The sequence below is a fragment of the Komagataeibacter intermedius TF2 genome, from assembly GCF_000964425.1.
GTDB classification, from domain to species: domain Bacteria; phylum Pseudomonadota; class Alphaproteobacteria; order Acetobacterales; family Acetobacteraceae; genus Komagataeibacter; species Komagataeibacter intermedius.
In genome coordinates, this window is the sequence record NZ_BANF01000038.1 from 60,131 (window position 1) to 83,676 (window position 23,546).

Below are 23,546 nucleotides of genomic sequence, written 5' to 3' on the forward strand. Positions count from 1 at the left end.
TGTAACCCCATTCATCGGGTTAAAAGCCGCGACCGTCCGGCCCAGATGGGCGGCAATACCCGTCTGGTTACGCGAACAGGATACTTACGACATTCATTTTTAGCCCGAAAGGAGCAGGCCGTTACGATGAGTAAAGCCTTTATTGCAGCAGTTATTCAGGATTCGATTGACTGCACGGGTGTCGCAGCCAACCAGGCTGCTTCTGACCTGATCGCGGCGATTGTCAAGGAACTGAAGCGTGAGGGTGGCTTTACCCTGCCGTCTTTCGGCACGTTTACGGTCAAGAAAACCAAGGCCCGCAAGGCGCTCAATCCCCGCACCGGCGAGCCGGTGAAGGTCAAGGCGGGCAAGACGGTCCGCTTCAAGGCCAGCCCCAACCTCAAGAAAGCTGTCTGACATCTGGCAGCTTCGCGCCATTTCATAAAAATGGCGCGAAGGGCTGCCGGTCACATTCAGGCAAACCAGACCGAAAGGGACCGCACGCCCTGTGCGCCCCGGATCAGCACGCCCTGAATATCCGCCGTGGCGGACGGGCCGCTCATTAGCACGCCATAATTGGCGGATCTGAATTCCGGCCGTTCCTGATAGGCGGTGTGCATGTTCGCCGTAATCGAGTCGGGGGACAGCACCACCACGATGTGCTGCCCCAGATGGGCGAAGGAGTTGATCGGCAGCTGCGATTCGCTCAGGAAAATTGACCCCATTTCCGCAATGCCGAACGGCGCGCGCACCACGGTCACGTCAATGGTTGCCGCGTCCTGAGGGGTCTTGACCTTTTCCACCGGCAGTGTGCCTTTCGCTTCTGGCACGTTGGAACAGATCACCTTCGCATCCGGGTGACGGCGCATGATGGCCTGATCCAGTGTTTCGCCTTTCACGGGTTCCAGCACGTCGCCGCCCAGTATTTTCAGGCTGGCGATAAACCGCTCACGGCTTGCGTCAAGATCACCAAGTGTCTTGACCGGCGGCAGCGGATGGTTTTCCGGCGTGGGGCGGTTGTTGCGCAGGGCCTGCAGGATCTCGTCGCGTGCGGCGCTCATTTCTTGGTCTCCGGTGCGGCGGCAGGCTTGGTCTTCTCGCGGTTCTTGCGATACCAGTCATTGAATGTCTGCTTGACCGGATGCGGGTTTTCGCGGTGCTTGCCCCATGGGTTCAACCAGTTATACAGCACGAAGCGCGGCATGGAGCCCAGCGAGACCTCGGTCATCCTGATGGCGGCGCGGTACATCCTGGGCTGACCCATAAGCTTGCCCGCCATGTGCATGATCTCGCGCTTGACGAAGGGCATTTCATGGTGCTGCACCAGCACGCGGCGCCATTTGTACAGCTGTTCGTGGATGTTGATCTTGACCGGACAGACATTGGTGCAGCTTCCGTTCAGCGTCGAGGCATAGGGAAGCGTGCTGTATTTGCGTTCGTTGAATGTCGGGTCAATGATCGCGCCGATCGGGCCGGAATACACCGCGCCATAGGACAGCCCGCCCGAACGGCGGTACACCGGGCAGGTGTTCATGCACGCGCCACAGCGGATGCATTTGAGCGATGTCCAGAAATCTTCCATGCCCAGACGTGCGGACCGGCCGTTATCGACCAGCACCACATGCATCTCGCCCCCCTTCTGCGGGCCACGGAAATGGGTGGTGTACTGCGTGATCGGCGATCCTAGCGCGCTGCGTGACAGCAGGCGGATGAACACGCCAAGGTCGGCCATGCGCGGGACAAGGCGTTCGATCCCGATGGTTGCGATGTGCAGGTTGGGCACGGTCGCGCTCAGGTCCGCGTTGCCTTCGTTGGTGCAGACCACGAACGTGCCGGTTTCCGCCACCACGAAATTGCCGCCCGTCATGCCCGCATCCGCATGCAGGATCACGGGACGGGCCGCCTGGCGCTGTGCTTCGGCCAGCAGGTGCGGGTCACGGATGTTGGGATCGGTGTGGTAATCCTTCGCGAAGATCCTGGCCACGTCCGATGTCAGCTTGTGCACCGCCGGCACCACGATGTGGCTGGGCAACTGGTCATCAAGCTGCTGGATGCGTTCGCCCAGGTCCGTCTCGGTTACGGTGACACCCTGTTTTGCAAGATAGGGCCGCATGTCACACTCTTCGGTGACCATGGACTTGCTCTTGATCAGGTTGCGCGCGTTATGGGCCTTCAGGATATCGCCCACGATGCGGTTATGTTCCGCCCCGTCGCGTGCCCAGTGGACGTGAATGCCGTTCTTTTTCGCGTTTTCCTCGAACTGCTCCAGATATTCGGGCAGGCGGGACAGCGTGTGTTCCTTGATGCGGGAGGCCTCTTCACGCAGTTCCTGCCATTCGGGCAGCATATGCATCTGGCCGTCACGCTTCTGGCGCATGTCCCACAGGCGTTCGTCATGGAACTGCAGGTGGGGCGCATCCTCAAGGAAATGCTCGGCTGCGCGGGCATGGTTGACGGGCTTGTTGCTCATTCTGCTGCTCCGTTAAGGATCTGCGCGATATGAATGAAGCGGATGGGGACGCCGGCGCGCTCGGCACAGCCCTGCTGGTGCATGACGCACGAAGAGTCGGCCGAGACGATGTACTCCGCGCCTGCCTGATAATGGTCACGCACCTTGTCCACGCCCATCCTGGCTGACACGGCTTCTTCCGTGACCGAGAAGGTGCCCCCGAACCCGCAGCATTCATCGGGCCGCTTGGGGGTGACAAAGCGGATGCCCTTCACCTTGGACAGCAGGTCCATCGGCTTGGAAAACGGCTTTTCCCCCAGTTCGGACATGCTGGCCGTACGCAGGGCGCGCAGTGTGCCGCAGCTGTTGTGCAGGCCCACGGTGTGGTTGAATTCCGCCCACGGGAAGGCATCGACCTTCAGGACATCATGCAGGAATTCCACCAGTTCATAGGTGTTTTCACGTACATGGCGGACTTCGTCGGTCTGTGGAATCGCATCGAAATTGTCGCGGACATGATGCGTGCAGCTGCCCGATGGCATGACGATCTTGTCGTATCTGGCGAAATTGCGAACAAACAGGGCTTCCGCGGCGGCAGCGTCCGAATTGCAGCCGGAATTGCCCATAGGCTGGCCACAGCAGGTCTGGTCCAGCGGATATTCGACATCCTGTCCCAGTTTTTCCAGCAGTTCCAGCGTGGCAATCCCTGCCTCAGGGTAGAACGCGTCGATATAACACGGAATGAACAGGCCAATTTTCATTATGGGATACTCATCCTCAGCACGATTGGCGCGAAACGTGGCGCAAGCCATGTTATTTCGTCAAATATATATTGAAAGACATTCCCATATATAATTTATATGGGACATGGATTTAAGGCATTTGCGATATTTTGTAGCCGTTGCCGAGAACGGGAGCTTTACCCGTGCTGCAGAGCAGCTAGGCATAGAACAGCCACCTTTGAGCCAGCAGATCAAGCAGCTTGAAAATGAACTGGGCGTCCTGCTGTTCCAGCGCCTGACGCGTGGGGTCAGGCTGACGGATATCGGCCTGGTCCTGCTGGATCAGGCGCGTGCCCTGCTGGGCATGCAGCAGCAGTTCCTTGCCACGGCACAGGGGCTGGCGCGGGGTGAGAAGGGACATATCCGCGTGGGGCTGGCGGGTGCGGTTTCGCTGCTGCCCATGATTCCGCTGACGGTACGGCGTTTTCGGGAGGTGTGGCCCGATGTCACGATCTATCTGGAGGAAAGCAATACCCCCGCCCTGCGTAAAAGCCTGCATGACCGGGCCATAGACATCGCCATTGTCCGCCCGCCTGTGCCCGACGGGGCGGGCCTGCTGGTGTCCCCCCTGCTGGAGGAGGAAACGGTCGTGGCCCTGCCCAAGGGGCACCCGCTTGCCATCCACCGTCACCTGGAGCTGGAAATGCTGGTGGATGAACCCTTCATCATCTTCCCGCGTGAACTGGGGCCGGGGTTTCATGATGCGATCCTGTCCGCGTGCCACAATGCCGGTTTCACGCCGCGCATGGGCCAGCAGGCCCCGCAGATCGCGTCCACCGTACCGCTGGTGGCCGCGGGGCTTGGCGTATCGGTCGTGCCCCGGTCGCTGCACCAGATCCATTCGGGGGGCGTGACCTATCATTCGCTGGGTGCGAAGGCGCCGCGCGCGGAACTGGCCATTGCCATGCGGGCGGGACAGCATGTGCCGCTGCTGGCCAATTTCATTTCCACCCTGCGGGCATGCTGCCGGGACATGAACGACAGCGCCATTTCCATTGCCCCCGTCACGGGGGAGGAAGAAACCGCCTGACATATCGGCCCGCAGCGCGTTCGGGGAAATTTCTTTTATATCATGTCGTTATGTTGTCCACGCGGCTATCGCGGATCAGTGCGTGGATGAAGGACAGTTTGCGCAGGATTCCCGGCGCCAGCACGAAAGGGTAGAAATCCGGCAGCCCCATGGAGCGGTTGAGGCTGTTGGCTGCATAGGTCAGGGGCAGCCAGCCATCCGTGATTTCGGCAAATGACATTGCGGTATAGGGATCGCGGCGTATGCTGGCGCGCAGCGGGGGGGCGTGGGCGCCTGCCGCGTCAATGGACATGCCATAGGCCCATGCGGTCTCGAGCGTCGAGATGATGTGCAGGTAATGCGCCCATGTTTCGGCAAAGTCCTCCCACGGGTGGGAGGTCGCGTAATGGCTGACATACTGCCCGCGCCACGCGTCGCTGGCGGGTGCTGCGTAATGCGCCTTCAGGCTGTCGGCATAATCGCGTCGGTCATCGCCAAACACGTCCCGGCAGGCGGCCAGCCGGTCGGGGCCTGCGTCGCGGATCAGGACATTCCAGTAATAATGCCCGATTTCATGGCGGAAATGGCCCAGCAGGGTGCGGTAGTATTCCCCCATTTCCAGCCGCATCTGTTCGCGTCGTGCATCATCCGTCTCGTTCAGGGCAATGGTGATGACGCCGTTCGTGTGCCCGGTCATGGCGGGGGTGCCGTCGGGCAGGCTGTCGAGGAAATCGAACGCCAGGCCGCCTTCAGGGTCCTGCCGCCGGTTGCGCAGCGGCAGCCCGAGCCGCAGAAGGCTGTAGAACAGCCGGTGCTTGGCGACCTCCAGCTTCTGCCACCGCGCGATATTGCCCGGTACCGACAGGTTGGGAATGGTGCGGTTGAAACTGCATGCAAGGCAGTAAGGCTGTCCCGGCTCGACCAGCCAGTTGCACGCGCTGTAGGCATTGTTGGCACATAGCGCGCGTGGTGGCGCATCCGGCGTCGCCAGCGGCTGCCATAGCCCGTCCCCCATGGCGCCCAGCGCGGACAGCATGGTGCGTTCAGGCACATAACCCAGCGTATGGCCACAGCGTTCGCATGCCGTATTTTCGAAAAACAGGACCTGCTGGCATGACTGGCAGAAAAACAGTTTCATAAGGGGTGTATCGCCCGGTGCGGCTGGGACGCCATGTCCGCGATCGGGGGCATGGGCACGGTTTCCATTATGGCTTCAAAGGTGGCGACGCACTGGTCCAGCAGGCCACTGACGGGGGCCGCCTGCGGTGGCGTGGGGGCAACGGCAAGCGGGATATGTCCCTGTGCCGCCAGCAGCCCCGATGTCGTATCCAGCCCGATCCACCCCGCGCCGGGTAAATGCACCTGCGTCCAGGCATGCAGGTCGCACCCCAGCCGGTCCGGTGCGTTCAGGTCCGGCTGGAACAGGTAGCCCGATACAAACCGGGCGGCAAAGCCCAGGCGGCGCAGCACGGCAATCAGCAGCCATGCGCTGTCCCGGCATGACCCGGCGGCATTGCGCAGGGTGTCCTCCGGTGACCAGACGCCGGCTTCGGTCCGGATGCGGTAGGTGATGCGCGCGGCGATGGTCCGTGTCAGGTTCACCAGCAGGTCCAGTGTCGGGCTGGGCAGCAGGGCGCGCCATTCCTGCACGAATGCATCAAGCAGCGGGGTCGGCGCACCGTCCCCGGCTTCGTCTGCCGCCTGCATGTAGGGGCCAAGGGCAGGGGTGTCACATGCCCCGTCCGCTGGCCAGCGGCACGCCGACGGGGCCATGGTGAAGTGGAACGGGTTGACGGGCGTCTGGTCGGTGGCAAGGCGGATGGTAATGTCGAAATGCGTAACACGTTCGGGAAACGTAATGCGGGCGGCATGGTTGCCAAATGCATCCAGTCCCCATGTGCGCGTGCAGGGCTGCGGGGCGATGTCCATGCTGTGGAACAGGATGTTCCTGCACGCCGCCACGGGTCGCAGCCGGATGGTCTGCGGGCCGAGGTGAACGGGCCGGTCGTATCGGTACCGTGTGTGGTGGACCAGCATGGCATGCGCGTTCATGTAATCTAAAGCCCCGGAAAACTGTCCCGCATGCCTGCCATCGTGATCCGGCGATGGTGCGGTTCGGACGTGGTGTCTGTATGCCGGTTTACGGTATCAGGATTGGTGGTGGCGGCAATATCGTATTTTTCAGTCATTTGGGTACGAATGGAAGGGGAATGCAGATTCGTTCTTGGCAAGAGACGATTTTCTTGCTCCGCTAGAAACGGATCGAAATGAAATTGCAGGTGGGCGGACATGATTCCTTCGCGCCTGATCCACCTCCACGCCAGCGGGGGCAGGGCATGAATGATATGAAAACGGCAGTACAGGCCGCCGGGCTGTTCGCGACGTACGACATTCCGGATTATTTCTGTGAACTGCTCAATCGCGGGGACAGCCCGCCCCCGGACCTGAAGCGGGTGCGCGACCGTCTGGCCCGCTTCGACCTGGCGGAACTGCGCCGCAGGGCCGCCGCGGTAGAGGCGCAGTTCTACCGTCTTGGCATTACCTTTACCGTCTATTCCGACCGCGAGGCGATCGACCGTGTCCTGCCGTTCGATGTCATTCCCCGCGTGCTGACCGCGACGGAATGGGATCATATTGAACGGGGCGTGCAGCAGCGCGTGCGTGCCATCAACCTGTTCCTGCATGACATCTACCACGACCGGCATATCCTCAATGACGGCGTGGTGCCGCGGGATCTGGTGCTGGGCAACGCCAATTACTGTCAGGCCATGGTCGGGCTGGACGTGCCCGGCGGGGTGTACGTGCATATCAATGGCACGGACCTGGTGCGTGACCGTGATGGCCGTTTCCTGGTGCTGGAAGATAACGCCCGCACGCCGTCAGGCGTGTCGTACGTGCTGGAGGACCGGCAGATGATGCTGCGCCTCATGCCCGATCTGGCGCGGGGGCTGAACATCCGTCCGGTCGATGAATACGGCCACCGCCTGCACCGCGCTCTGGCGGAGGTCGCACCCGCGGGCGTGGATAACCCGCAGGTGGTCCTGCTTTCGCCGGGCATCTACAACGCCGCGTATTTCGAACACGTGTTCCTGGCGCGTGAAATGGGTATTCCGCTGGTCGAGGGACGCGACCTGATGGTGGAGGACGGGCGCGTTTACATGCGCACCGTGGCCGGTCCCCGGCCGGTCCATTCCATCTATCGCCGGCTGAATGACGATTTCCTTGACCCGCTGGTATTCAATCCTGACAGCATGCTGGGTGTGCCGGGACTGGTGGATGCCTATCGCCGGGGGAACGTGACGCTGGCCAATGCCATTGGCACCGGCGTCGCGGATGACAAGGCCGTTTATGCCTACATGCCGCGCATCATCCGCTATTATCTGGATGAGGAGCCGATCCTGACCAATGTGGAAACCCATATCTGCGCCGAGCGCGAGGGGCTGGAATACACGCTGGCCAATATCGAACGGCTGGTGGTCAAGCCGGTAGGCGAATCCGGTGGGTACGGACTGCTGATCGGGCCCCACGCCACGCAGGCCGAACTGGATGAATTCCGCGCCCTGCTGCGTGCCAACCCGGCCAATTACATAAGTCAGCCGGTCATAAGCCTGTCGGTTTCGCCCACGTTATGCCCCGCGGGGGTGGAGGCGCGGCATGTGGACCTGCGCCCCTTTGCCGTGACAGGGCGCGATACGTGGGTGCTGCCGGGCGGCCTGTCGCGCGTGGCGCTGCGCAAGGGGTCTCTGGTGGTCAATTCGTCGCAGGGTGGCGGGTCAAAGGATACATGGGTGCTGGCATCATGACACAGGCTTCGGTCTTTCCCGCCCCGGTCGTGCCGGGGCTGCGCAACCTGCTTTCGCGCTATGCCGAAAGCACGATGTGGCTGGCGCGCTATATGGAGCGCATCGAAAATCTTGCCCGCCTGATCGAGGTGACCAGCGCATCGGTTTCCGCCACCAACATGGACGCGGGATGGGACAGCGTCATCCGGATCAACGCGGATGAAGACCTGTTCTTCCAGCATCATGAAACCGCGACCGAACGCAGCGTGGTGGCTTTTTACATTATCGACGCCAACAATCCGGATTCCATCGTGTCCATGGCCCGTTATGCGCGGGAAAACGCGCGGGTGCTGCGTCCCCTGATCTCGACCGAAATGTGGATGCACCTGAATGTCTTTACGCGATGGGTCATGGAACTGGGCCCCAATGACGTGGGCGCGGGTTACCTGTCCAGCCTGTGCACGCGACTGAAGCAGGATTGCCAGACGCATTTTGGCATAACGGAGGGCACGCTGTACCGCGACCAGGCATGGCTGTTCTATATCCTTGGCAAGAACCTTGAACGCGCGGACCAGATCACGCGGCTGATCGACATCAAATATCATACCCTGCTGCCCAGCGAGGTCGGGATCGGGTCGGATATCGACATGAGCCAGTGGACATCCGTGCTGCGCTCGGCTGCGGCATATCATGCGTTCCGCCGCGTCCTGCCCGAAGGGATGACGCCTGCCAATATCGTGGGGTTCCTGCTGAAGAACGACGGTTTCCCACGGTCGCTGTCCACCAGCCTGCGCAGTGTCTACAGCGTGCTGGGATCACTGGCGGGGGAATATCGCCTGCGCCACTGCGCCCCGATCATTGAACGGGTGGAGGAACTGCGCGTCACGCTGGCGGAACAGACGGTGGAAGACATCATCATGCGGGGCCTGCATGAATACATGGACTGGATCCAGCGCGAACTGCGGCAGATCCAGAGTGAAATCGCCCATGCCTTCTGGCCGCCCGTCCTGTCGGTCCACTCTACGGGTACGGGCCGGATGGAACAGGTCCAGAACTGACGTTTTAAAATAATGTAGTGATCAAAAACGGATAAACGTTTCTGGATGTCGCCTTTTTTCAAAAGCTTCACCAGAAACATCTTCCGGATATGCCCTGACCGGCCGATCCGGCAGACTGCGATGTGACCCGATTTCAGGAATGACTGGCTGGGGCGGGAGGGTTCGAACCTCCGCATGGCGGAATCAAAATCCGCTGCCTTACCACTTGGCTACGCCCCAATAAGCCGACAACCGCACGAATCGTGCGTCAGGATGATCTTCTAATGTCTAAAGGGCTGTCCCGTAAAGGGGGGGGCAGCCCGAACCCGTTCATTCAGAATGACGGCTCCAGCGGCAGGTCCACCAGCGGGTCGGTCCCCGCGTCATGGCCACCGCCGGGTAATGGCGCCTGCGGGGCCGCCGGGGCCAGGCCGATCACACGCGCGGCACGGTCCAGCGCCTGATCAAGTGCTGCCATGGTGGTGCCCATGTCCTGACTGTCATCTTTGTCCCATGCGCGCAGGGTCATGGTCCATACACCCAGCAGGGCCTGCAGGCGCAGGCCACCGACCAGACCGTTCGTTTCCAGTCCCGCCGCGTTGGCGATCCATTTCATGCTTTCCAGCGTTGCCCCCCCCAGCAGGATGGCCAGTGGCGGGTCCATCGGCACCGCGCGCAGCACGCTGCGCACCCCGTCGCGGTACTGCTGGAACACATCCAGCCGACGCATGAGCATGTCGAACAGCTTTTCGCGCACGCTTCCTTCGGATTCGTCCTCCACCAGCGCCGCTTCATCCGCCAGGCGGCCCAGCGTCAGCAGGATCATCGCCTTGCACGGCGCGCGCCTGCGGGCGGTTTCCAGGCTCAGCCCGGCGTCCCGCGCGGCATCAACGACCGTCATGCGTCGCCATCCGTGCGAGGCGGCACGTTCCAACGCTGAGCGGAGAAGGGTGGCGTCAAACAGGTCGTTATCCATGGAGGGCATAATCTTCCGGGTTAAGGGTATCGGTGGAGGCCACGCAGCACCACGTGGTCATGAAACGGGTTGCGGGCCCGACAGTTCGCGTGCCCGTTTTGCCCCCGCCTTTAGGGCCGCGGCAAGGGTCGCGGGCCATGCGCCGTCCGCCATCAGCACCTCCAGCGCCTTCTGCGTGGTGCCGTTGGGGCTGGTCACGTTGCGGCGCAGGGTGGCGGCGTCGATGCCGCTCTGCTGCATCAGCGCGCCCGATCCCGCAACCGTCTGGCGCGCGATCTGGCGGGCAAGTTCAGGCGGCAGGCCATCAGCCACGCCCAGCTGTTCCAACAGTTCCGCCAGCAGGAAGACATAGGCCGGCCCGCTGCCGGAAATGGCGGTGACGATGTCGATCTGGTCTTCATGTTCGACCCAGGCCACTTCCCCCACCGCGCGCAGCAGGCGCGTGCACAGCCGGCGCTGCACGGGGGTTGCGGCAGGCGGGGCGTAGCATACCGTCATGCCCTGCCCGATGGCGCAGGGCGTATTGGGCATGGTGCGGATGACGATGGGTGCCGGGCTGCCGGGCGGCTGGTGGGCCGCCAGCGCGTCCGTCAGGCTTCTGACCGTCCGGCCCGCCAGTACGGATATGACGGGCGCATGGACGGCGAAGGGCGCCACCGCAGGCAGGACGCTGTCCACTTTCTGCGGTTTGGTGGCCAGTATGATCATGCCCGGCCGGAAATCGGCCGGGACATCATCAGGGCTGCGCACGAGGTGGTGCGGGGCCGGCACGGATTCCCGGTGGCGGTCGACGATGAAGGAAGGGGCAAGCCCTTCCTTCAGCCAGCCATCGAGCATGGCCCCCCCCATCTTGCCACAACCGACCAGCAGCAGGGGCGGAAGGCTGTCGGGCATCAGGCCATCCCCGCGCAGTCAAGCATCGCGGCCTCCAGCGCGTCCGCCGGTTTCCTGCCGCCCCACAGTACGAACTGGAAGGCGGGGTAGAAACGTTCGCATTCCGTCAGTGCGATGTCGATCATGTCTTCCAGGCTTTCCACCGATGCGCCACGGGACCCGCGCAGCAGGACCGCATGGCGGAAAACCGGCGTGCCATGGTCAAGGTCCATGCCGAAATGGCCAATCCACAGCCGTTCGTTGGCCAGCGCCACGAGTTCGAACAGGTTGCGGCGCTGGTCCGCGGGAACCTTCAGGTCGAACGTGCAGGTGAAGTGCATGGCGTTCACCTCTTCCGACCAGCAGAAGAACAGGCCGTAATCGCACCATTTGCCCGGTGCCTCGGCGGCCATTTCCGAATCGCTGCGGCGTTCGAAATTCCAGTCATATCCGCCCACGATCCGTTCCATCAGATCGAGTGGATTCGTATTGCGTGCGGTTGCTGTTTCAGTCAGAGCTGGCATGTGGCACTCCCCGAAGCCGTCGTGGAGGAAATCCGGGCATGATCCCGGATTCCGTATCTCTGCATCCGGTCCGTGGCCTGTTGCGGGGAATCAGGGCATGGACCGTCCTGTTACCCTATGACCGGCAGGCACGCGCTGCAAGCGTTGTGCTTACAGGCCCGAACGGGGGGCGGACGGGGGCGCGGTCAGGCTGGCTTCCAGGTCGGATACGCGTTCTTCCAGCCGGCTGATCCGGTTTTCCAGTTCGCCCTGCGCCAGGCGTGCGCGGGTCGCGACTTCGCGCACGACCTCGAATTCATCGCGGCGGACAAGGTTCAGGCTGCCCAGTGTTTCATCCACACGGGCGCGGACGATGGCGCCGATTTCCTCACGCACGCCGGCCAGTGCCGAAAACGCGCCCCCGGCCACACCAGCCAGGTCATCAAAAATGCGGGGCCTGTCGGACATAGTGGATACTCCATGACGTTCCGCGCCGCGTCCTGTGCCAGTCCACGCGCGTGATGAAAGCGCCCACTATAGACACATTGCCGCCTCAGGGCTATCCGCACGATTGTGGTGGCCGTGGCGACGTCGCAATATCGACATCCATGCAACAGGGGGGTGCGGGACAGTGATCGTTATTACCGGGGGTGCGGGTTTCATCGGATCGTGCATGCAGCAGGCGCTGCACGCGCGCGGGATCGGGACGGTCGTGGTGGACTGGCTGGGCAATGCGGGCAAATGGCGCAACCTGCGCCACCATACGCCCACGCGCATCATCGCCCCCGAGGCGCTGGACGCATGGCTTGATACCCGTCCGGACATATCCGCCGTGATCCACCTGGGCGCAATCAGCGAGACGACGGCAACCGATGGCGACCTGGTATGGCGTACCAATGTGGACCTGTCCGAACGGCTGCTGTCGTGGTGCGCGCATGAAGGGGTGCGGTTCATCTATGCCTCCTCCGCCGCGACATACGGGGCGGCCGACCGGCCGGAGCAGTTCAGTGACGGTCCCGCGCTGCTGGACGGGCTGAAGCCACTCAATCTGTACGGTTGGTCCAAGCAGGCGTTTGACCTGTCGGTGCAGCGCCGGGTCGCGGACGGGGCGATGTCCGGCCTGTCATGGGCGGGGCTGAAGTTCTTCAATGTCTATGGCCCCAATGAATACCACAAGGGACGCATGATCTCGGTGGTGAAGGTCAAGTATGACGAGGCCCGCGCGGGTCGGCCGCTGCGCCTGTTCCGCTCTGACGTGCCGGGGCTGGCGGACGGGGCGCAGGCGCGCGATTTCATCTGGGTTGGGGATGTGGTCGATGTCATGATGTGGCTGCTGGACCATGGTACCGTGTGCGGGCTGTTCAACTGCGGCACCGGGGTGGCGCGCACCTATGCCGACCTGGCCCATGCCGTGTGTGATGCGGCGAACGTGCCGCGCCGGATCGAATTCATCGACATGCCCGAAGCCCTGCGCGGGCAGTACCAGTCCTTTACCTGTGCCGACATGCGCAGGCTGCGCGCGGCGGGCTACAGCCGCCCCTTCACGACGCTGGAAGATGGGGTGCGCCGTTATGTCCATGATTATCTCGCGGCCCCTGATCCCTACCTGTAATCACGCCGACACGACCACCATGACAATGAAAGTGGGCTGATGCTGCCTGTCCTGATCTTCCCGCAGTTCGATCCGGTAATGGTCCATTTCGGACCCTTCGCCATCCGCTGGTATGCCATGGCCTATATCGTGGCCCTTGTGGCGGGGTGGCGTATCGCGCGCCATCTGGTGGCGCTGCCGCCGCGGGCCGCCACTGCGCTGCAGGTGGATGATTTCCTGACATGGGCGACGCTGGGCGTGGTGCTGGGGGGGCGGCTGGGCTACATCCTGTTCTACCAGCCGGGATATTACCTGACGCATCCGCTGGCGATCCTGCAGGTCTGGCGTGGCGGCATGTCGTTTCATGGCGGGGCGGCGGGCGTGATCATCGCGCTGATCGTGTTCACGCGTCTGAACGGGCTGAGCTTCCTTGCCTTTTCGGATCGCATTACCACGGTCGTGCCCATCGGGCTGGGGCTGGGGCGGATCGCCAATTTCATCAATGGCGAACTGTGGGGGCGACCGGCCCCGTCGTCGCTGCCATGGGCCATGATCTTTCCCGATGCGGGGCCGGAACCGCGCCATCCATCCGAACTGTATGAGGCGTTTGCGGAAGGGCTGCTGCTGTTCACGCTGCTGTGGTGCGTGTCGCGCAGCCTGCGCGTGCGCCAGCATCCGGGGTTCATCGCGGGGCTGTTCCTGTTCGGGTATGCGGTGGCGCGGACGGCGTGCGAATGTTTCCGCGAACCGGATGCGTTTATCGGTTTCCTGCCCTTCGGCGTGACAATGGGGCAGGTGCTGTGCGTGCCCATGGCGATTGGCGGGGCGGGGCTTATGCTCAATGCCTGCCTGCGCCCTGCGCGTACATCCGTCATGGCGGAGGAACCGGACGACCCCGCAGGCGATGGTGGACCCGCCCGGTGAGCGGGCACGGCGAACGCCTGGACCATTTCATGGCCCGGGCGAATGCCGCCTATTACGCGGGACGCGACCCGTTTGCCGATTTCATTACATCGCCTGAAATATCGCAGGTGTTTGGTGAACTGCTGGGCGCGTGGGTGGCGGTAGTGTGGGACCAGCTTGGCCGTCCCGACCCCTTCATGCTGGTGGAAGCCGGGCCGGGGCGGGGCACGCTCATGGCGGATGCGCAGCGTCTGGTGCGCCGGGTCGCTCCCGCCTGCCACCGGGCCATGCGCGTCCATCTGATCGAGACATCGCCCCGCCTGCGCGCGGTGCAGGCGCGTGCCCTGCATGACGCTACGGCAGAACCTGTCTGCTGGCATGACGGACTGGATGGCGTGCCCGATGGGCCGATGGTGCTGCTGGCGAATGAATTTCTTGATGCGCTGCCCATCCGGCAGTTCGTCAGGCGCGGGCAGGGATGGGCGGAACGCTTTGTGCGCGATGGTGCATTCGTGCAGGTTCCGGCCCGTTTTCCGGCGCATCATCCCGCCCGCGCGCGCCCGGTGCCGGAAGGGGAGGTGCTGGAAACCTGCCAGCCCGCGCTGGATTTTGTTCATGCGGTCGCCACACGCCTGCTGCGCTGTTCCGGGGCGGCAGTGCTGATTGATTATGGATATGATGCCCCGGCGGCTGGCGACAGCCTGCAGGCGCTGCGCGATGGGCAGGCGGCGGACCCGCTGCATGATCCGGGTATGGCGGACCTGACCGCGCATGTTGATTTCCACGCTATTGCCGATCACGTCCCCGCAGGTGTGAGGATATGGGGCAGTGTCACGCAGGGCAGTTTTCTGGGGGGGCTGGGGCTTGCGGCGCGAACCGAACAGCTGGCCCGCGCGGCGCCGGCGCAGGCGCGTGACATCAGGGCCGCGGCCATGCGGCTTGCGGCGCCCGGGCACATGGGCCAGCTTTTTCGTGTAATGGGCCTGTCATCGGGGCTTGCGGGTGGCCTGCCGGGTTTCGCGGGGCCGCGCGGGGAATGACGGGACACAGGAGAGGGGCAGGATCATGACGGATAATGCGATTACGGACGCGCAGGTGCTGCGCAGTCCGGTCTTCGCCGGGATCCGGCATGGGTTCTTTACCCGGCAGGGTGGCGTGTCCACCGGGCCGTATGCCAGTCTCAACTGCTCGACCCGTTCGGCGGATGACCCCGACGCGCTGCATGAAAACCGGCGGCGCGTGGCACGGTATGTGGGGGTGCGTTCCGACCACCTGCTGGGCCTGACGCAGGTGCATGGGGACCGCACCATTACGGTCACGACGCCATGGGCGACCGGGCAGGGGCCGGATGGCGACGGCATGGTGACGGATCGTCCCGGTCTTGCGCTGGGGGTGATCACGGCGGACTGCGCGCCGGTGCTGTTCAGCAACGCGCAGGGCACCGTGGTGGGCGCGGCCCATGCGGGCTGGCGTGGGGCATGTGGCGGCATTGTGGAGTCGGCGGTGGCGGCCATGGGCGCACTGGGCTGTGCGGCGGGTGACATCCGTGCCGAGGTCGGCCCCTGTATCGCGCGGGACAGTTACGAGGTCGGGCCGGACATGCGCGATGCGGCGCTGGCGCATGACGGGGCGGCGGCTGCCTTTTTCACCCCTGCGGCGCGGCCGGGACATTTCATGTTTGATCTGCCGGGATACTGCGTCATGCGGCTGCGGCGGTGCGGGGTGGGGCAGGCCGGGGCGCTGGGGGTCGATACCCTGCGTGATGAGGCGCGCTTTTTCAGTCATCGCCGTCGTACGCTGGCCGGTGGCGGGGTCATCGGGCATCAGATTTCCGTTATTGCCTGCCGGACGATATAGATAGGGACATGATGTCAGAAGTTTTTGCCCGGCGGCTGCTGACGGGGTCAGCCATTGCAGTCCTCTGTATGCTGGGGGGGTGTGTCGATGTGCCGCATCCTTTCCGTCATGGGACCACGACGGCCGAGGCCCCTGCGGCGCGGCTGGCGGTGCCGGTCTCGACGGCATCAGGCACGGATTCCGCGGGCGCGCAGGGCTGGCAGCACGCCATGGTCGATGCCCTGCTGGCGCAGTCGGTGCCAGCCATGGGCCAGCCGGTCCGCACGGGTGACTGGTGGCTGAAAATGACGGCAGACGCCCGGAACGGCGTGATTGTCCCCACCTATGCCGTCATGACCCCGAAAGGGGAGGAACGCGGCCACATGGATGGCGCGCCCGTCCCGTCGGCAAGGTGGCAGGCAGTGGATGGGCAGGCCATTGCCCGCTCGGCGCAGGAAGCGGCCCCGGGCGTTGCCGAACTGCTGACCGGGATACAGGCTGCACAGATGCAGAAGGACCCCAACAGCCTCAAGAACCGTCCCGCCCATGTCTATTTCGCGGGCGTGCAGGGCGCGCCGGGCGATGGGGACCGTGCCCTGGCGCGGGCGTTTGTCGCGGCGTTCCCCGATGCGCATGAAGATATCCGCCATACCGCAACCGGGGCGGACTATACGGTGCGCTGCACGGTCGTGCTGAATGACGCGGTCACCACGACCTCCACCACGAAGCAGCAGCATATCGTGCTGACCTGGCAGGTGCTGGACGCGCAGGGCAAGGAAGCGGGCGCCGCCACGCAGATTCATGACATTGCGGCCCACTCCCTTGATGCGAAATGGGGCGATGTCGCCATTGCCGCCGCGGATGAGGCCGCAGGCGCCGCGCGCCAGATCATCACGCGCTACTCGGGGCGTACGAATGTCCCGCTTGCGGCAGACGGCGTGCTGCCTGCCCGTTCGGCATCTCCTGCCGCGCCGCCCGTGGCTGACAGCGCGGCCGCAGCCGGAACGGTGGCCACGATGGCTGCCCCGTCGACCGTGGCCGCCAGTGCGACTGCAGGCGTGCCGGTGACAAAAGCCGTGGCCGCTGTTCCCTCTGGTCCCGGTGTGGTGGATGGCGGGCTGGCGACACAGGCGCCCGCTGCCACACGTGCTGCATCCGTTCCGGCGGTTTCCGGTGCGCCGATCGTCGCACCCACGCCATCCCCTGCGGCGGCTGTCACGCATACGGCCGCGCCTGCCGCGCCCACCAGCCCGGTTGCGCCTGCACGTCCTGTTTCCCCGGTTGCGGCACCTGCGCCTGCGGTCCATGCCTCCGCCCCGGTATCGACGCCCCGGCCCGCGACAGCCACCGTGTCCAGGCCTGCGGCAAAGAAGGCGGACGAATGGCCCCCCATGCCCAGGGCCGTGCCGACAGAGGATACGGCCCCGCACGAGATTACCGGCAAACCCGTGCCGGTCACGCCGCCCCGACCCTTTCCCGGCGTGACGCTGCCGCCCCGCCGCCCGGTGTGACGGATCAGCAACGAAGGGCAGGCGTGCAGGTTTCGCCATCCTTAGACAGGTGACAGGGTATGTGCCGGTTGCTAGAACGCCGCACATAAACAAGGGGGGTGGCGCCGCAAAAGCCACCCTGATCGCCTGTACCGCCGCCCGGGAGCGTCACACGATGAAGATTGTCGCCTGTAACAGCAACCTGCCCCTTGCTGAAAAAGTCGCGGCGGAACTGGGGCTGCCGCTTTGTAATGCGACCGTGCGGCGGTTCGCCGATATGGAAATCTTCGTCGAAATCCATGAAAACGTGCGTGGCGAGGATGTGTTCGTTATCCAGAGCACCTGTTCCCCCACCAATGACAACCTCATGGAACTGCTGATCATGCTTGACGCCCTGCGTCGCGGGTCGGCACGGCGCATTACGGCTGTCATGCCGTATTTCGGGTATGCCCGGCAGGATCGCAAATCCGGTCCCCGCACGCCGATCAGCGCCAAGCTGGTGGCCAATATCCTGGTCGAGGCGGGGGCCAACCGCGTCCTGACCATGGACCTGCATGCCATGCAGATACAGGGCTTCTTCGATATTCCGGTGGACAACCTGTATGCCGCCCCCCTGTTCACGCGCGACATCCGGGGGCGCATGAAGCTCGATGGGGAGCCGCCGCTGCCCTATGACGCCCCGGCCATGGATATTCCCGGCGGTCCGCACAATCTCATGATCGTCTCGCCCGACGTGGGGGGCGTGGTTCGTGCCCGCCAGCTGGCGCAGCGCCTGAACGTGGACCTTGCCATCATTGACAAGCGGCGCGAGCGTGCGGGCGTGTCGGAAGTCATGAACGTCATTGGCGATGTGCGTGGCCGGTACTGCGTTCTGGTTGATGATATTGTCGATAGCGGCGGGTCGCTGTGCAATGCGGCGGAAGCGCTGATGAAGCACGGCGCCGTTGCGGTCGAGGCGTATGTGACCCACGGCGTGCTGACCGGCAGCGCGGTCAGCCGCATCGGCCAGTCGCCGCTGGGCATGCTGACCCTGACCGACAGCATCAAGGCGACCGAGGCGGTGAAGGACTCGGCCAATATCCGCCAGATCAGCACGGCGGCCCTGATTTCGCGCGCCATGCAGGCCATATCGGATGAAAGCTCGGTCTCGTCGCTGTTTGACTGAAGGACGGGATTGACCCCCCCGCCGTCCCGGCGTTACCCCAAAAGGTGTAGCAAGAAGGAACGACCCATGACTGACCTGATTACCCGGCCTTACTGGTATCTGCGCCATGGGGAAACGGACTGGAATGCACAGGGGCGTTCACAGGGACGGACCGATATTCCGCTGAACCAGAACGGCATACGGCAGGCCGAGGCTGCAGGCCTGCTGCTGGCGCGTCACTGGCATGACCATGCGCCGATCGTGCGGATCGTGTCGTCACCGCTGATCCGCGCGCGCCGCACGGCCGAAATCGTGGCCGACCAGCTGGCCGCCCATGGCGCGCCCCGGCTGGACATTGCGCTGGATGACGGGCTGAAGGAAGTCTGCTTCGGTGATGAGGAAGGCAAGCCCATGGGGTCGTGGTACGACAGCTGGATTGCCGGTGACTATACGCCCCCCAATGGCGAAAGCTTCGCCGACCTGCGTGAACGCGCGGTATCGGCGGTGAACCGGGCACTGGAAAAGGATGGCGTGCCGCTGATCGTCTGCCATGGCGCGATGTTCCGCGCCCTGCGCTCGGCCATGCATCTCAAGCCGAATGTGCGCCTGCCCAACGCCACCCCCATGTGGGCCGAACCTGGGCCGACGCCGGTGTGGAACCTGACCGCGCTTTCCTGAAAAACCGGGCATGGCGTATCCCTGGGTGATTGCATCCGGCGCGGTTTTCCGTTAAACGCCGCGCACGCGCTGGCACCCCTGGAGGCCCGCGCGCTTGTGTTTCAGGAGCAAACAAGTGACCAAATTCACGAAAATTGAAGTCTCTTCGCGCGCGAAGGCTGGTAAGGGGGCAGCGCGTGCAACGAGGCGTGCCGGCCACGTGCCCGGCGTTATCTATGGCGGCGGCCAGGAACCTACCCTGATCGCGCTTGACCCCCGCATCGTGAACCGTGAGCTGCATAAGGCCGGCTGGCGTTCGCGCATTTATGACATCTCCGTCGAAGGGGGCGCATCCGTACACGCCCTGCTGCGTGAGATCCAGCTGCACCCGGTGACCGATGCGCCGCTGCATGTCGATTACCAGCGCCTGGCCGCCGGCCACAAGGTGCACGTGGAAGTGGAAGTCCGCTTCACGGGTGAAGACGTCTCCCCCGGCGTCAAGCGCGGTGGCGTGATGAACATTGTCCGCCACACGGTGGACGTGGTGGTTGATCCGGCCAACATTCCGGAATTCTTCACCGCCGACCTGTCCAAGCTCGATTTCCACGACAACGTGCGCTGGAGCGACCTGAAGGGCACGGAAAACGTGACCCCGGTCCTGCAGGACAACAACTTCGTCATCGCCAACGTTGCACCGCCGAGTGTTGACGAAGACGCCGAGGCTGCCGAAGCCGCTGAAGGTGAAGCCGAGGGCTGATCTCTCCCCATCGCCACGCAGACCTGACAGGAGAATGAACGATGCTGCTCTGGACCGGTCTTGGTAATCCCGAGACGGGGATGAGCCGGAATCGTCACAATGTCGGGTTCATGGCGGTGGACAGGATTGCCGACCGCCACGGGTTTTCCCCGTGGCGGAAGCGCTTCCGTGGCGAAATCGCCGAAGGGATGATCGGGCGGCACAAGGTGCTGCTGCTCAAGCCCATGACGTACATGAACCTCTCGGGTGAGAGTGTTCAGCAGGCAGCCGCTTTCTACAAGCTGCCAGCCGACGCCATTACGGCATTCCATGATGAACTGGACCTTGAACCCGGACGCATCCGCGTAAAGCGTGGCGGCGGGGCGGCAGGGCATAACGGCCTGCGGTCGATGGACCGTATGCTGGGTACGAAAGAATACTGGCGCGTGCGGCTGGGCATCGGGCATCCCGGCAGCCGTGAGCGTGTGACAGGCCATGTGCTGGGTGATTTTTCCCGCACGGACCGCGAGTGGCTGGACCCCATGCTGGATACGCTGGCTGATGAAGCCGTGCTGCTGGCGGACGGGAAGCCGGAACTGTTCATGACAAGAATGGCCGCGCAGGCCGGGGAGTAAGGGCGTATGGGCTTTAACTGTGGCATCGTGGGCCTGCCGAATGTGGGTAAATCCACGCTGTTCAACGCCCTGACCGAAACGGCGTCGGCGCAGGCCGCGAACTATCCCTTCTGCACGATCGAGCCGAATGTGGGCCGCGTCGCGGTGCCTGACGCGCGCCTTGCGGAACTGGCGCGCATTGGCAGGTCGCAGAAGATCCTGCCCACCAGCCTTGAATTCGTCGATATCGCGGGCCTTGTGCGTGGCGCGTCGCGCGGCGAAGGGCTGGGGAACCAGTTCCTGGCCAATATCCGTGAGGTGGATGCGATCATCCATGTCCTGCGGTGTTTTGAAGATGATGACATCACCCATGTCGAGGGGGGCGTTGACCCCATCCGTGATGCGGAAATCATTGAAACCGAACTGATGCTGGCCGATCTTGAATCGCTGGAAAAGCGGATCGTGGCGCTGCAGAAGAAGGCGCGCGGCAACGACCGGGAGGCCGCAGCCCAGGTCGAGCTGATGGAACCGCTGATCGAAGCCCTGCGTGAAGGCAAACCCGCGCGTGAGGCCATTCCCGAAGGGCAGGAGGAAGCGGTGCGCCGCCTCCAGCTCATGACATCCAAGCCCGTGCTGTATGTGTGCAACGTGGATGAAGGGTCGGCTGCGACGGGGAACGCGTTTTCCGAACGCGTCCGCGCCCGCGCGGAACAGGAAGGAGCCGCCATGGTCGTGGTGTCCGCCGCGATCGAGGCCGAGGTCAGCCAGCTTGGCGCGGAAGACCGTGTGGAGTTCCTCGAAGGGCTGGGCCTGAAAGATAGCGGGCTGGACCGTGTGATTGCGGCCGGCTACCGCCTGCTGGGCCTGAACACCTACTTTACCGTGGGCCCCAAGGAAACGCGCGCCTGGACCATTACCGAAGGCACGAAAGCCCCGCAGGCCGCCGCCGTCATTCACAATGATTTCGAACGTGGCTTCATTGCCTGCGAGACCATTGCGTATGATGATTACATTGCCTGCAATGGCGAAGCCGGTGCGCGTGAGGCAGGCAAGCTGCGGATCGAAGGACGGGATTACGTGGTGCAGGACGGTGATGTCCTGCTGTTCCGCTTTAACGTCTGATACGGGCGCACTGCCCGTTCATGGACACGATGAAGGAGTTACGGATCATGGATCAGGCTGTTGCAACCCCCGCGCGGGCTGATGCACCGCAGCCGGACGTGATCCGCGCCATGGCCATTGCCGCCCGCGCAGCAGGGCGCGTTCTGGCTCGTAGCACGACGGAAACCCGCAACAGGGCCCTCACCGCCGCGGCGTCCGCCCTGCGCGCTGCGCAGGCGGAGCTACTGGCCGCCAACGCGCGTGATGTGGCGGCCTTTACCGGGGCTGCGGCATTCCGTGACCGGCTGACCCTCAATCCCGAACGGGTCGAGGCGATGGCGCAGGGGCTGGAACAGGTTGCCAGCCTGCCGGACCCGGTTGGCCATGTCATGGCCGAATGGGACCGGCCCAATGGCCTGCGTATCCGCCGTGTCGCGACTCCGGTAGGCGTGATCGGCATGATTTACGAAAGCCGCCCCAATGTGGGGGCTGATGCCGCCGCCCTATGCATCAAGTCCGGCAATGCCGTGATCCTGCGTGGTGGTTCGGACAGCCTGAACAGCGCGCGCGTCATCCATGCCGCCATGCAGGCGGGATTGAAGGCGGTGGGGCTGCCGGTCGAATGCGTGCAGATCCCGCCCGATGCGGACCGCGCGCATGTGGCGTCCATGCTGGGGGCGGCTGGCCTGATCGACCTGATCATTCCCCGTGGGGGCAAGTCGCTGGTTGAACGTGTCTGTGCCGAGGCGCGTGTGCCGGTGCTGGCCCATGCCGAAGGGCTATGCCACACGTACGTCCATGCGGCGGCCGATCTGGAAATGGCGCGGCGTATCGTGCTGAACGCCAAGCTGCGTCGTCCGGGCATCTGTGGGGCGACGGAAACGCTGCTGGTGGATCAGGCGATTGCGCCCAATATCCTGCCCGGCCTGATCGAGGATCTGGCCACGCGTGGCTGTACTTTCCGTGCCGACGCGCGTGCGCGTGACATCGTGCCCGACCTGCCTGCCGCGACAGAAGATGATTTTGCCACCGAATGGCTGGATGCGGTCCTGTCCGTTGGTGTGGTGAATGGCGTGGAAGACGCGCTGGCCCATATCGCGCGATATGGTAGCGCCCATACCGAAGCGATCGTGACGGAAGACGAAGCGGCGGCGGTGACTTTCCTGAACGGGACGGACAGTGCGGTGGTCATGTGGAATGCCTCCACCCAGTTCTGTGATGGGGGCGAGTTCGGATTCGGTGCTGAAATCGGCATCGCCACCGGGCGTTTCCATGCCCGTGGCCCTGTCGGGCTGGAGCAGCTGACAATGTATCGGTACGAGGTGATCGGCACCGGACAGGTCCGGCCCTGATCCTTGCCGACGGGCATGGGTGATGTCCTCCCGGCGTGCGGGGACGGGCGACGGATGCGGGTCGGCCTGCTGGGCGGTTCATTCAACCCGGTGCATGACGGTCACATCCAGCTTGCCTGCCGGGCCCTGCGCCAGCTTGAACTGGATCAGGTCTGGTTTCTTGTCTCGCCGGGCAATCCGCTCAAGCCGGTGGCGGGCATGGCCCCGCTGTCGCAGCGGCTGGCGCTGGTGCGGCAGCGTATCCATGGCGTGCGGGGACGCAGGCTGCTGGCCACCGATATCGAAAGCCGCATCGGCACGCGCTATACCGTCGATACGCTGCGGCGCCTGAAGCAGCTTTTTCCGCATGTGAGCTTTGTCTGGCTGATGGGCGCGGACGGGCTGGCGCAGATGGGGCGATGGCGGCGGTGGCAGGATATCGTGCATATGGTTCCGCTCGCGATTCTGCCGCGACCCGGCTATAATCCCGCCGCATTGCATGGGCAGATTGCCCGTAAACTTGCGCGCTGGCGGCGTCCGGCGCGGCAGGCGGGCATACTGGCAGCATGCAGGCCACCGGCATGGGTCTTTCTTCCCGCGCCGCAGAACGCTATATCAGCAACACAAATACGTGCATCGCAGGCCGGTTCCGGCCACCGACGGGAGTAACAGCCATAACCAGAAAGCCTTCAGCCGAGAGTGGCGCCACGCGCCGGACCGGCAGCACCCTTTCCGCGGGACAGCCACGCGTCA

At 63.9% G+C, this 23,546-nt stretch carries 26 protein-coding genes and 1 tRNA gene; 16 read left to right on the forward strand and 11 right to left on the reverse strand.

Annotation, left to right across the window (positions count from 1 at the left end):
- The first annotated feature begins 126 nt into the window (after nucleotides 1-126).
- Nucleotides 127-396 carry an HU family DNA-binding protein gene (locus B7449_RS07300; RefSeq protein ID WP_010514654.1) on the forward strand — a complete coding sequence of 90 codons (270 nt, stop codon included), beginning with the start codon at nucleotides 127-129 and terminating at the stop codon, nucleotides 394-396.
- 56 nt (nucleotides 397-452) lie between these two features.
- Here B7449_RS07300 and B7449_RS07305 read toward each other — a convergent pair whose 3' ends face one another.
- The 3 genes from B7449_RS07305 to B7449_RS07315 are packed head-to-tail and all read right to left on the reverse strand — an operon-like array spanning nucleotide 453 to nucleotide 3,189.
- Nucleotides 453-1,040, reverse strand: coding sequence for a LutC/YkgG family protein (locus B7449_RS07305; RefSeq protein ID WP_039735139.1), 588 nt, complete (start codon nucleotides 1,038-1,040; stop codon nucleotides 453-455).
- Nucleotides 1,037-2,449: a lactate utilization protein B gene (locus B7449_RS07310; RefSeq protein ID WP_039735138.1), complete on the reverse strand. Its 1,413-nt coding sequence runs from the start codon at nucleotides 2,447-2,449 to the stop codon at nucleotides 1,037-1,039. Before B7449_RS07310 ends, B7449_RS07305 begins: the two co-directional genes overlap by 4 nt.
- The gene (locus B7449_RS07315) at nucleotides 2,446-3,189 is read right to left on the reverse strand and encodes a (Fe-S)-binding protein (protein ID WP_039735137.1); all 744 of its coding nucleotides are present in this window, start codon (nucleotides 3,187-3,189) and stop codon (nucleotides 2,446-2,448) included. Before B7449_RS07315 ends, B7449_RS07310 begins: the two co-directional genes overlap by 4 nt.
- A 106-nt stretch (nucleotides 3,190-3,295) precedes the next feature.
- Between B7449_RS07315 and B7449_RS07320 the strand changes: the two genes are divergently transcribed.
- Complete coding sequence (locus B7449_RS07320) at nucleotides 3,296-4,240, forward strand: LysR family transcriptional regulator (RefSeq protein WP_039735136.1); 945 nt, start codon at nucleotides 3,296-3,298, stop codon at nucleotides 4,238-4,240.
- Between the two features lie 40 nt (nucleotides 4,241-4,280).
- On the opposite strand, the gene B7449_RS07325 is transcribed toward B7449_RS07320, so the two are convergent.
- From B7449_RS07325 to B7449_RS19710, 3 genes are read right to left on the reverse strand one after another with little or no spacing between them, the layout of a single operon-like run.
- Nucleotides 4,281-5,357 (reverse strand): zinc-binding metallopeptidase family protein, encoded by a 1,077-nt coding sequence (locus B7449_RS07325; RefSeq protein ID WP_039735135.1) that lies wholly within the window; start codon nucleotides 5,355-5,357, stop codon nucleotides 4,281-4,283.
- Entirely contained in the window at nucleotides 5,354-6,271 is a 918-nt protein-coding gene (locus tag B7449_RS07330; RefSeq protein WP_039735134.1) for a transglutaminase family protein, read from the reverse strand. Before B7449_RS07330 ends, B7449_RS07325 begins: the two co-directional genes overlap by 4 nt.
- Before the next feature lie 5 nt (nucleotides 6,272-6,276).
- On the reverse strand, nucleotides 6,277-6,510 hold the full coding sequence (locus tag B7449_RS19710) for a hypothetical protein (protein WP_141654776.1): 234 nt from the start codon (nucleotides 6,508-6,510) through the stop codon (nucleotides 6,277-6,279).
- Between the two features lie 45 nt (nucleotides 6,511-6,555).
- Here B7449_RS19710 and B7449_RS07335 point away from each other — a divergent pair, with 45 nt between their 5' ends.
- Entirely contained in the window at nucleotides 6,556-8,022 is a 1,467-nt protein-coding gene (locus tag B7449_RS07335) for a circularly permuted type 2 ATP-grasp protein (RefSeq protein WP_039735157.1), read from the forward strand.
- Nucleotides 8,004-9,059, forward strand: a complete 1,056-nt coding sequence (locus tag B7449_RS07340) for an alpha-E domain-containing protein (protein ID WP_039735133.1) — start codon at nucleotides 8,004-8,006, stop codon at nucleotides 9,057-9,059. Before B7449_RS07335 ends, B7449_RS07340 begins: the two co-directional genes overlap by 19 nt.
- Nucleotides 9,060-9,203: 144 nt before the next feature.
- Here the strand turns inward: B7449_RS07340 and B7449_RS07345 are convergent.
- The 5 genes from B7449_RS07345 to B7449_RS07365 form a co-directional block, all read right to left on the reverse strand.
- Nucleotides 9,204-9,278, reverse strand: a tRNA-Gln gene (locus B7449_RS07345).
- Between the two features lie 94 nt (nucleotides 9,279-9,372).
- On the reverse strand, nucleotides 9,373-10,014 hold the full coding sequence (locus B7449_RS07350) for a TetR family transcriptional regulator (RefSeq protein WP_039735156.1): 642 nt from the start codon (nucleotides 10,012-10,014) through the stop codon (nucleotides 9,373-9,375).
- 57 nt (nucleotides 10,015-10,071) lie between these two features.
- Nucleotides 10,072-10,908 carry a pyrroline-5-carboxylate reductase gene (gene proC / locus B7449_RS07355; RefSeq protein ID WP_039735132.1) on the reverse strand — a complete coding sequence of 279 codons (837 nt, stop codon included), beginning with the start codon at nucleotides 10,906-10,908 and terminating at the stop codon, nucleotides 10,072-10,074.
- Nucleotides 10,908-11,411, reverse strand: coding sequence for a type III secretion system chaperone family protein (locus tag B7449_RS07360; RefSeq protein ID WP_039735131.1), 504 nt, complete (start codon nucleotides 11,409-11,411; stop codon nucleotides 10,908-10,910). Before B7449_RS07360 ends, proC begins: the two co-directional genes overlap by 1 nt.
- A 150-nt stretch (nucleotides 11,412-11,561) precedes the next feature.
- Entirely contained in the window at nucleotides 11,562-11,858 is a 297-nt protein-coding gene (locus B7449_RS07365; RefSeq protein ID WP_010514667.1) for an accessory factor UbiK family protein, read from the reverse strand.
- 163 nt (nucleotides 11,859-12,021) lie between these two features.
- Here B7449_RS07365 and rfaD point away from each other — a divergent pair, with 163 nt between their 5' ends.
- From rfaD to B7449_RS07425, 12 genes are all read left to right on the forward strand, one after another.
- Nucleotides 12,022-13,002: an ADP-glyceromanno-heptose 6-epimerase gene (gene rfaD / locus B7449_RS07370; protein ID WP_039735130.1), complete on the forward strand. Its 981-nt coding sequence runs from the start codon at nucleotides 12,022-12,024 to the stop codon at nucleotides 13,000-13,002.
- A gap of 39 nt (nucleotides 13,003-13,041) precedes the next feature.
- A complete protein-coding gene (lgt, locus tag B7449_RS07375) occupies nucleotides 13,042-13,905 on the forward strand; it encodes a prolipoprotein diacylglyceryl transferase (RefSeq protein WP_039735129.1) in 864 nt (287 codons plus the stop codon).
- The gene (locus tag B7449_RS07380; protein WP_039735128.1) at nucleotides 13,902-14,924 is read left to right on the forward strand and encodes a class I SAM-dependent methyltransferase; all 1,023 of its coding nucleotides are present in this window, start codon (nucleotides 13,902-13,904) and stop codon (nucleotides 14,922-14,924) included. The genes lgt and B7449_RS07380 overlap by 4 nt, the downstream gene beginning before the upstream one ends.
- 25 nt (nucleotides 14,925-14,949) lie before the next feature.
- Entirely contained in the window at nucleotides 14,950-15,741 is a 792-nt protein-coding gene (gene pgeF, locus B7449_RS07385) for a peptidoglycan editing factor PgeF (RefSeq protein WP_048883534.1), read from the forward strand.
- 8 nt (nucleotides 15,742-15,749) lie between these two features.
- A complete protein-coding gene (locus B7449_RS07390) occupies nucleotides 15,750-17,231 on the forward strand; it encodes a hypothetical protein (protein ID WP_039735127.1) in 1,482 nt (493 codons plus the stop codon).
- A gap of 154 nt (nucleotides 17,232-17,385) precedes the next feature.
- Nucleotides 17,386-18,375, forward strand: coding sequence for a ribose-phosphate pyrophosphokinase (locus B7449_RS07395; RefSeq protein ID WP_039735126.1), 990 nt, complete (start codon nucleotides 17,386-17,388; stop codon nucleotides 18,373-18,375).
- A gap of 66 nt (nucleotides 18,376-18,441) precedes the next feature.
- On the forward strand, nucleotides 18,442-19,032 hold the full coding sequence (locus B7449_RS07400; RefSeq protein WP_010514676.1) for a histidine phosphatase family protein: 591 nt from the start codon (nucleotides 18,442-18,444) through the stop codon (nucleotides 19,030-19,032).
- A 115-nt stretch (nucleotides 19,033-19,147) separates the two neighbouring features.
- On the forward strand, nucleotides 19,148-19,768 hold the full coding sequence (locus tag B7449_RS07405) for a 50S ribosomal protein L25/general stress protein Ctc (RefSeq protein WP_039735125.1): 621 nt from the start codon (nucleotides 19,148-19,150) through the stop codon (nucleotides 19,766-19,768).
- 41 nt (nucleotides 19,769-19,809) lie between these two features.
- Entirely contained in the window at nucleotides 19,810-20,382 is a 573-nt protein-coding gene (gene pth, locus B7449_RS07410; RefSeq protein ID WP_010514678.1) for an aminoacyl-tRNA hydrolase, read from the forward strand.
- Between the two features lie 6 nt (nucleotides 20,383-20,388).
- Nucleotides 20,389-21,483, forward strand: coding sequence for a redox-regulated ATPase YchF (ychF, locus tag B7449_RS07415; RefSeq protein WP_039735124.1), 1,095 nt, complete (start codon nucleotides 20,389-20,391; stop codon nucleotides 21,481-21,483).
- A gap of 47 nt (nucleotides 21,484-21,530) precedes the next feature.
- Nucleotides 21,531-22,814, forward strand: a complete 1,284-nt coding sequence (locus tag B7449_RS07420; RefSeq protein ID WP_039735123.1) for a glutamate-5-semialdehyde dehydrogenase — start codon at nucleotides 21,531-21,533, stop codon at nucleotides 22,812-22,814.
- Nucleotides 22,815-22,829: 15 nt separating this feature from the next.
- Entirely contained in the window at nucleotides 22,830-23,462 is a 633-nt protein-coding gene (locus B7449_RS07425) for a nicotinate-nucleotide adenylyltransferase (RefSeq protein WP_039735122.1), read from the forward strand.
- Nucleotides 23,463-23,546: the final 84 nt, after the last annotated feature.

What these genes read in the sequence shown, in the direction of transcription:
- B7449_RS07310 (WP_039735138.1), bottom strand. Translation starts at nt 2,449, where the DNA reads ATGAGCAACAAGCCCGTCAACCATGCCCGCGCAGCCGAGCATTTCCTT.
- B7449_RS19710 (WP_141654776.1), bottom strand. Translation starts at nt 6,510, where the DNA reads ATGTCCGCCCACCTGCAATTTCATTTCGATCCGTTTCTAGCGGAGCAA.
- proC (WP_039735132.1), bottom strand. Translation starts at nt 10,908, where the DNA reads ATGCCCGACAGCCTTCCGCCCCTGCTGCTGGTCGGTTGTGGCAAGATG.
- B7449_RS07395 (WP_039735126.1), top strand. Translation starts at nt 17,386, where the DNA reads ATGAAGATTGTCGCCTGTAACAGCAACCTGCCCCTTGCTGAAAAAGTC.
- B7449_RS07335 (WP_039735157.1), top strand. Translation starts at nt 6,556, where the DNA reads ATGAATGATATGAAAACGGCAGTACAGGCCGCCGGGCTGTTCGCGACG.
- B7449_RS07400 (WP_010514676.1), top strand. Translation starts at nt 18,442, where the DNA reads ATGACTGACCTGATTACCCGGCCTTACTGGTATCTGCGCCATGGGGAA.
- pth (WP_010514678.1), top strand. Translation starts at nt 19,810, where the DNA reads ATGCTGCTCTGGACCGGTCTTGGTAATCCCGAGACGGGGATGAGCCGG.
- B7449_RS07325 (WP_039735135.1), bottom strand. Translation starts at nt 5,357, where the DNA reads ATGAAACTGTTTTTCTGCCAGTCATGCCAGCAGGTCCTGTTTTTCGAA.
- B7449_RS07420 (WP_039735123.1), top strand. Translation starts at nt 21,531, where the DNA reads ATGGATCAGGCTGTTGCAACCCCCGCGCGGGCTGATGCACCGCAGCCG.
- pgeF (WP_048883534.1), top strand. Translation starts at nt 14,950, where the DNA reads ATGACGGATAATGCGATTACGGACGCGCAGGTGCTGCGCAGTCCGGTC.
- lgt (WP_039735129.1), top strand. Translation starts at nt 13,042, where the DNA reads ATGCTGCCTGTCCTGATCTTCCCGCAGTTCGATCCGGTAATGGTCCAT.
- B7449_RS07425 (WP_039735122.1), top strand. Translation starts at nt 22,830, where the DNA reads ATGGGTGATGTCCTCCCGGCGTGCGGGGACGGGCGACGGATGCGGGTC.
- B7449_RS07350 (WP_039735156.1), bottom strand. Translation starts at nt 10,014, where the DNA reads ATGGATAACGACCTGTTTGACGCCACCCTTCTCCGCTCAGCGTTGGAA.
- B7449_RS07300 (WP_010514654.1), top strand. Translation starts at nt 127, where the DNA reads ATGAGTAAAGCCTTTATTGCAGCAGTTATTCAGGATTCGATTGACTGC.
- B7449_RS07365 (WP_010514667.1), bottom strand. Translation starts at nt 11,858, where the DNA reads ATGTCCGACAGGCCCCGCATTTTTGATGACCTGGCTGGTGTGGCCGGG.
- ychF (WP_039735124.1), top strand. Translation starts at nt 20,389, where the DNA reads ATGGGCTTTAACTGTGGCATCGTGGGCCTGCCGAATGTGGGTAAATCC.
- B7449_RS07360 (WP_039735131.1), bottom strand. Translation starts at nt 11,411, where the DNA reads ATGCCAGCTCTGACTGAAACAGCAACCGCACGCAATACGAATCCACTC.
- B7449_RS07390 (WP_039735127.1), top strand. Translation starts at nt 15,750, where the DNA reads ATGATGTCAGAAGTTTTTGCCCGGCGGCTGCTGACGGGGTCAGCCATT.
- B7449_RS07315 (WP_039735137.1), bottom strand. Translation starts at nt 3,189, where the DNA reads ATGAAAATTGGCCTGTTCATTCCGTGTTATATCGACGCGTTCTACCCT.
- B7449_RS07330 (WP_039735134.1), bottom strand. Translation starts at nt 6,271, where the DNA reads ATGAACGCGCATGCCATGCTGGTCCACCACACACGGTACCGATACGAC.
- B7449_RS07320 (WP_039735136.1), top strand. Translation starts at nt 3,296, where the DNA reads ATGGATTTAAGGCATTTGCGATATTTTGTAGCCGTTGCCGAGAACGGG.
- B7449_RS07305 (WP_039735139.1), bottom strand. Translation starts at nt 1,040, where the DNA reads ATGAGCGCCGCACGCGACGAGATCCTGCAGGCCCTGCGCAACAACCGC.
- B7449_RS07340 (WP_039735133.1), top strand. Translation starts at nt 8,004, where the DNA reads ATGGGTGCTGGCATCATGACACAGGCTTCGGTCTTTCCCGCCCCGGTC.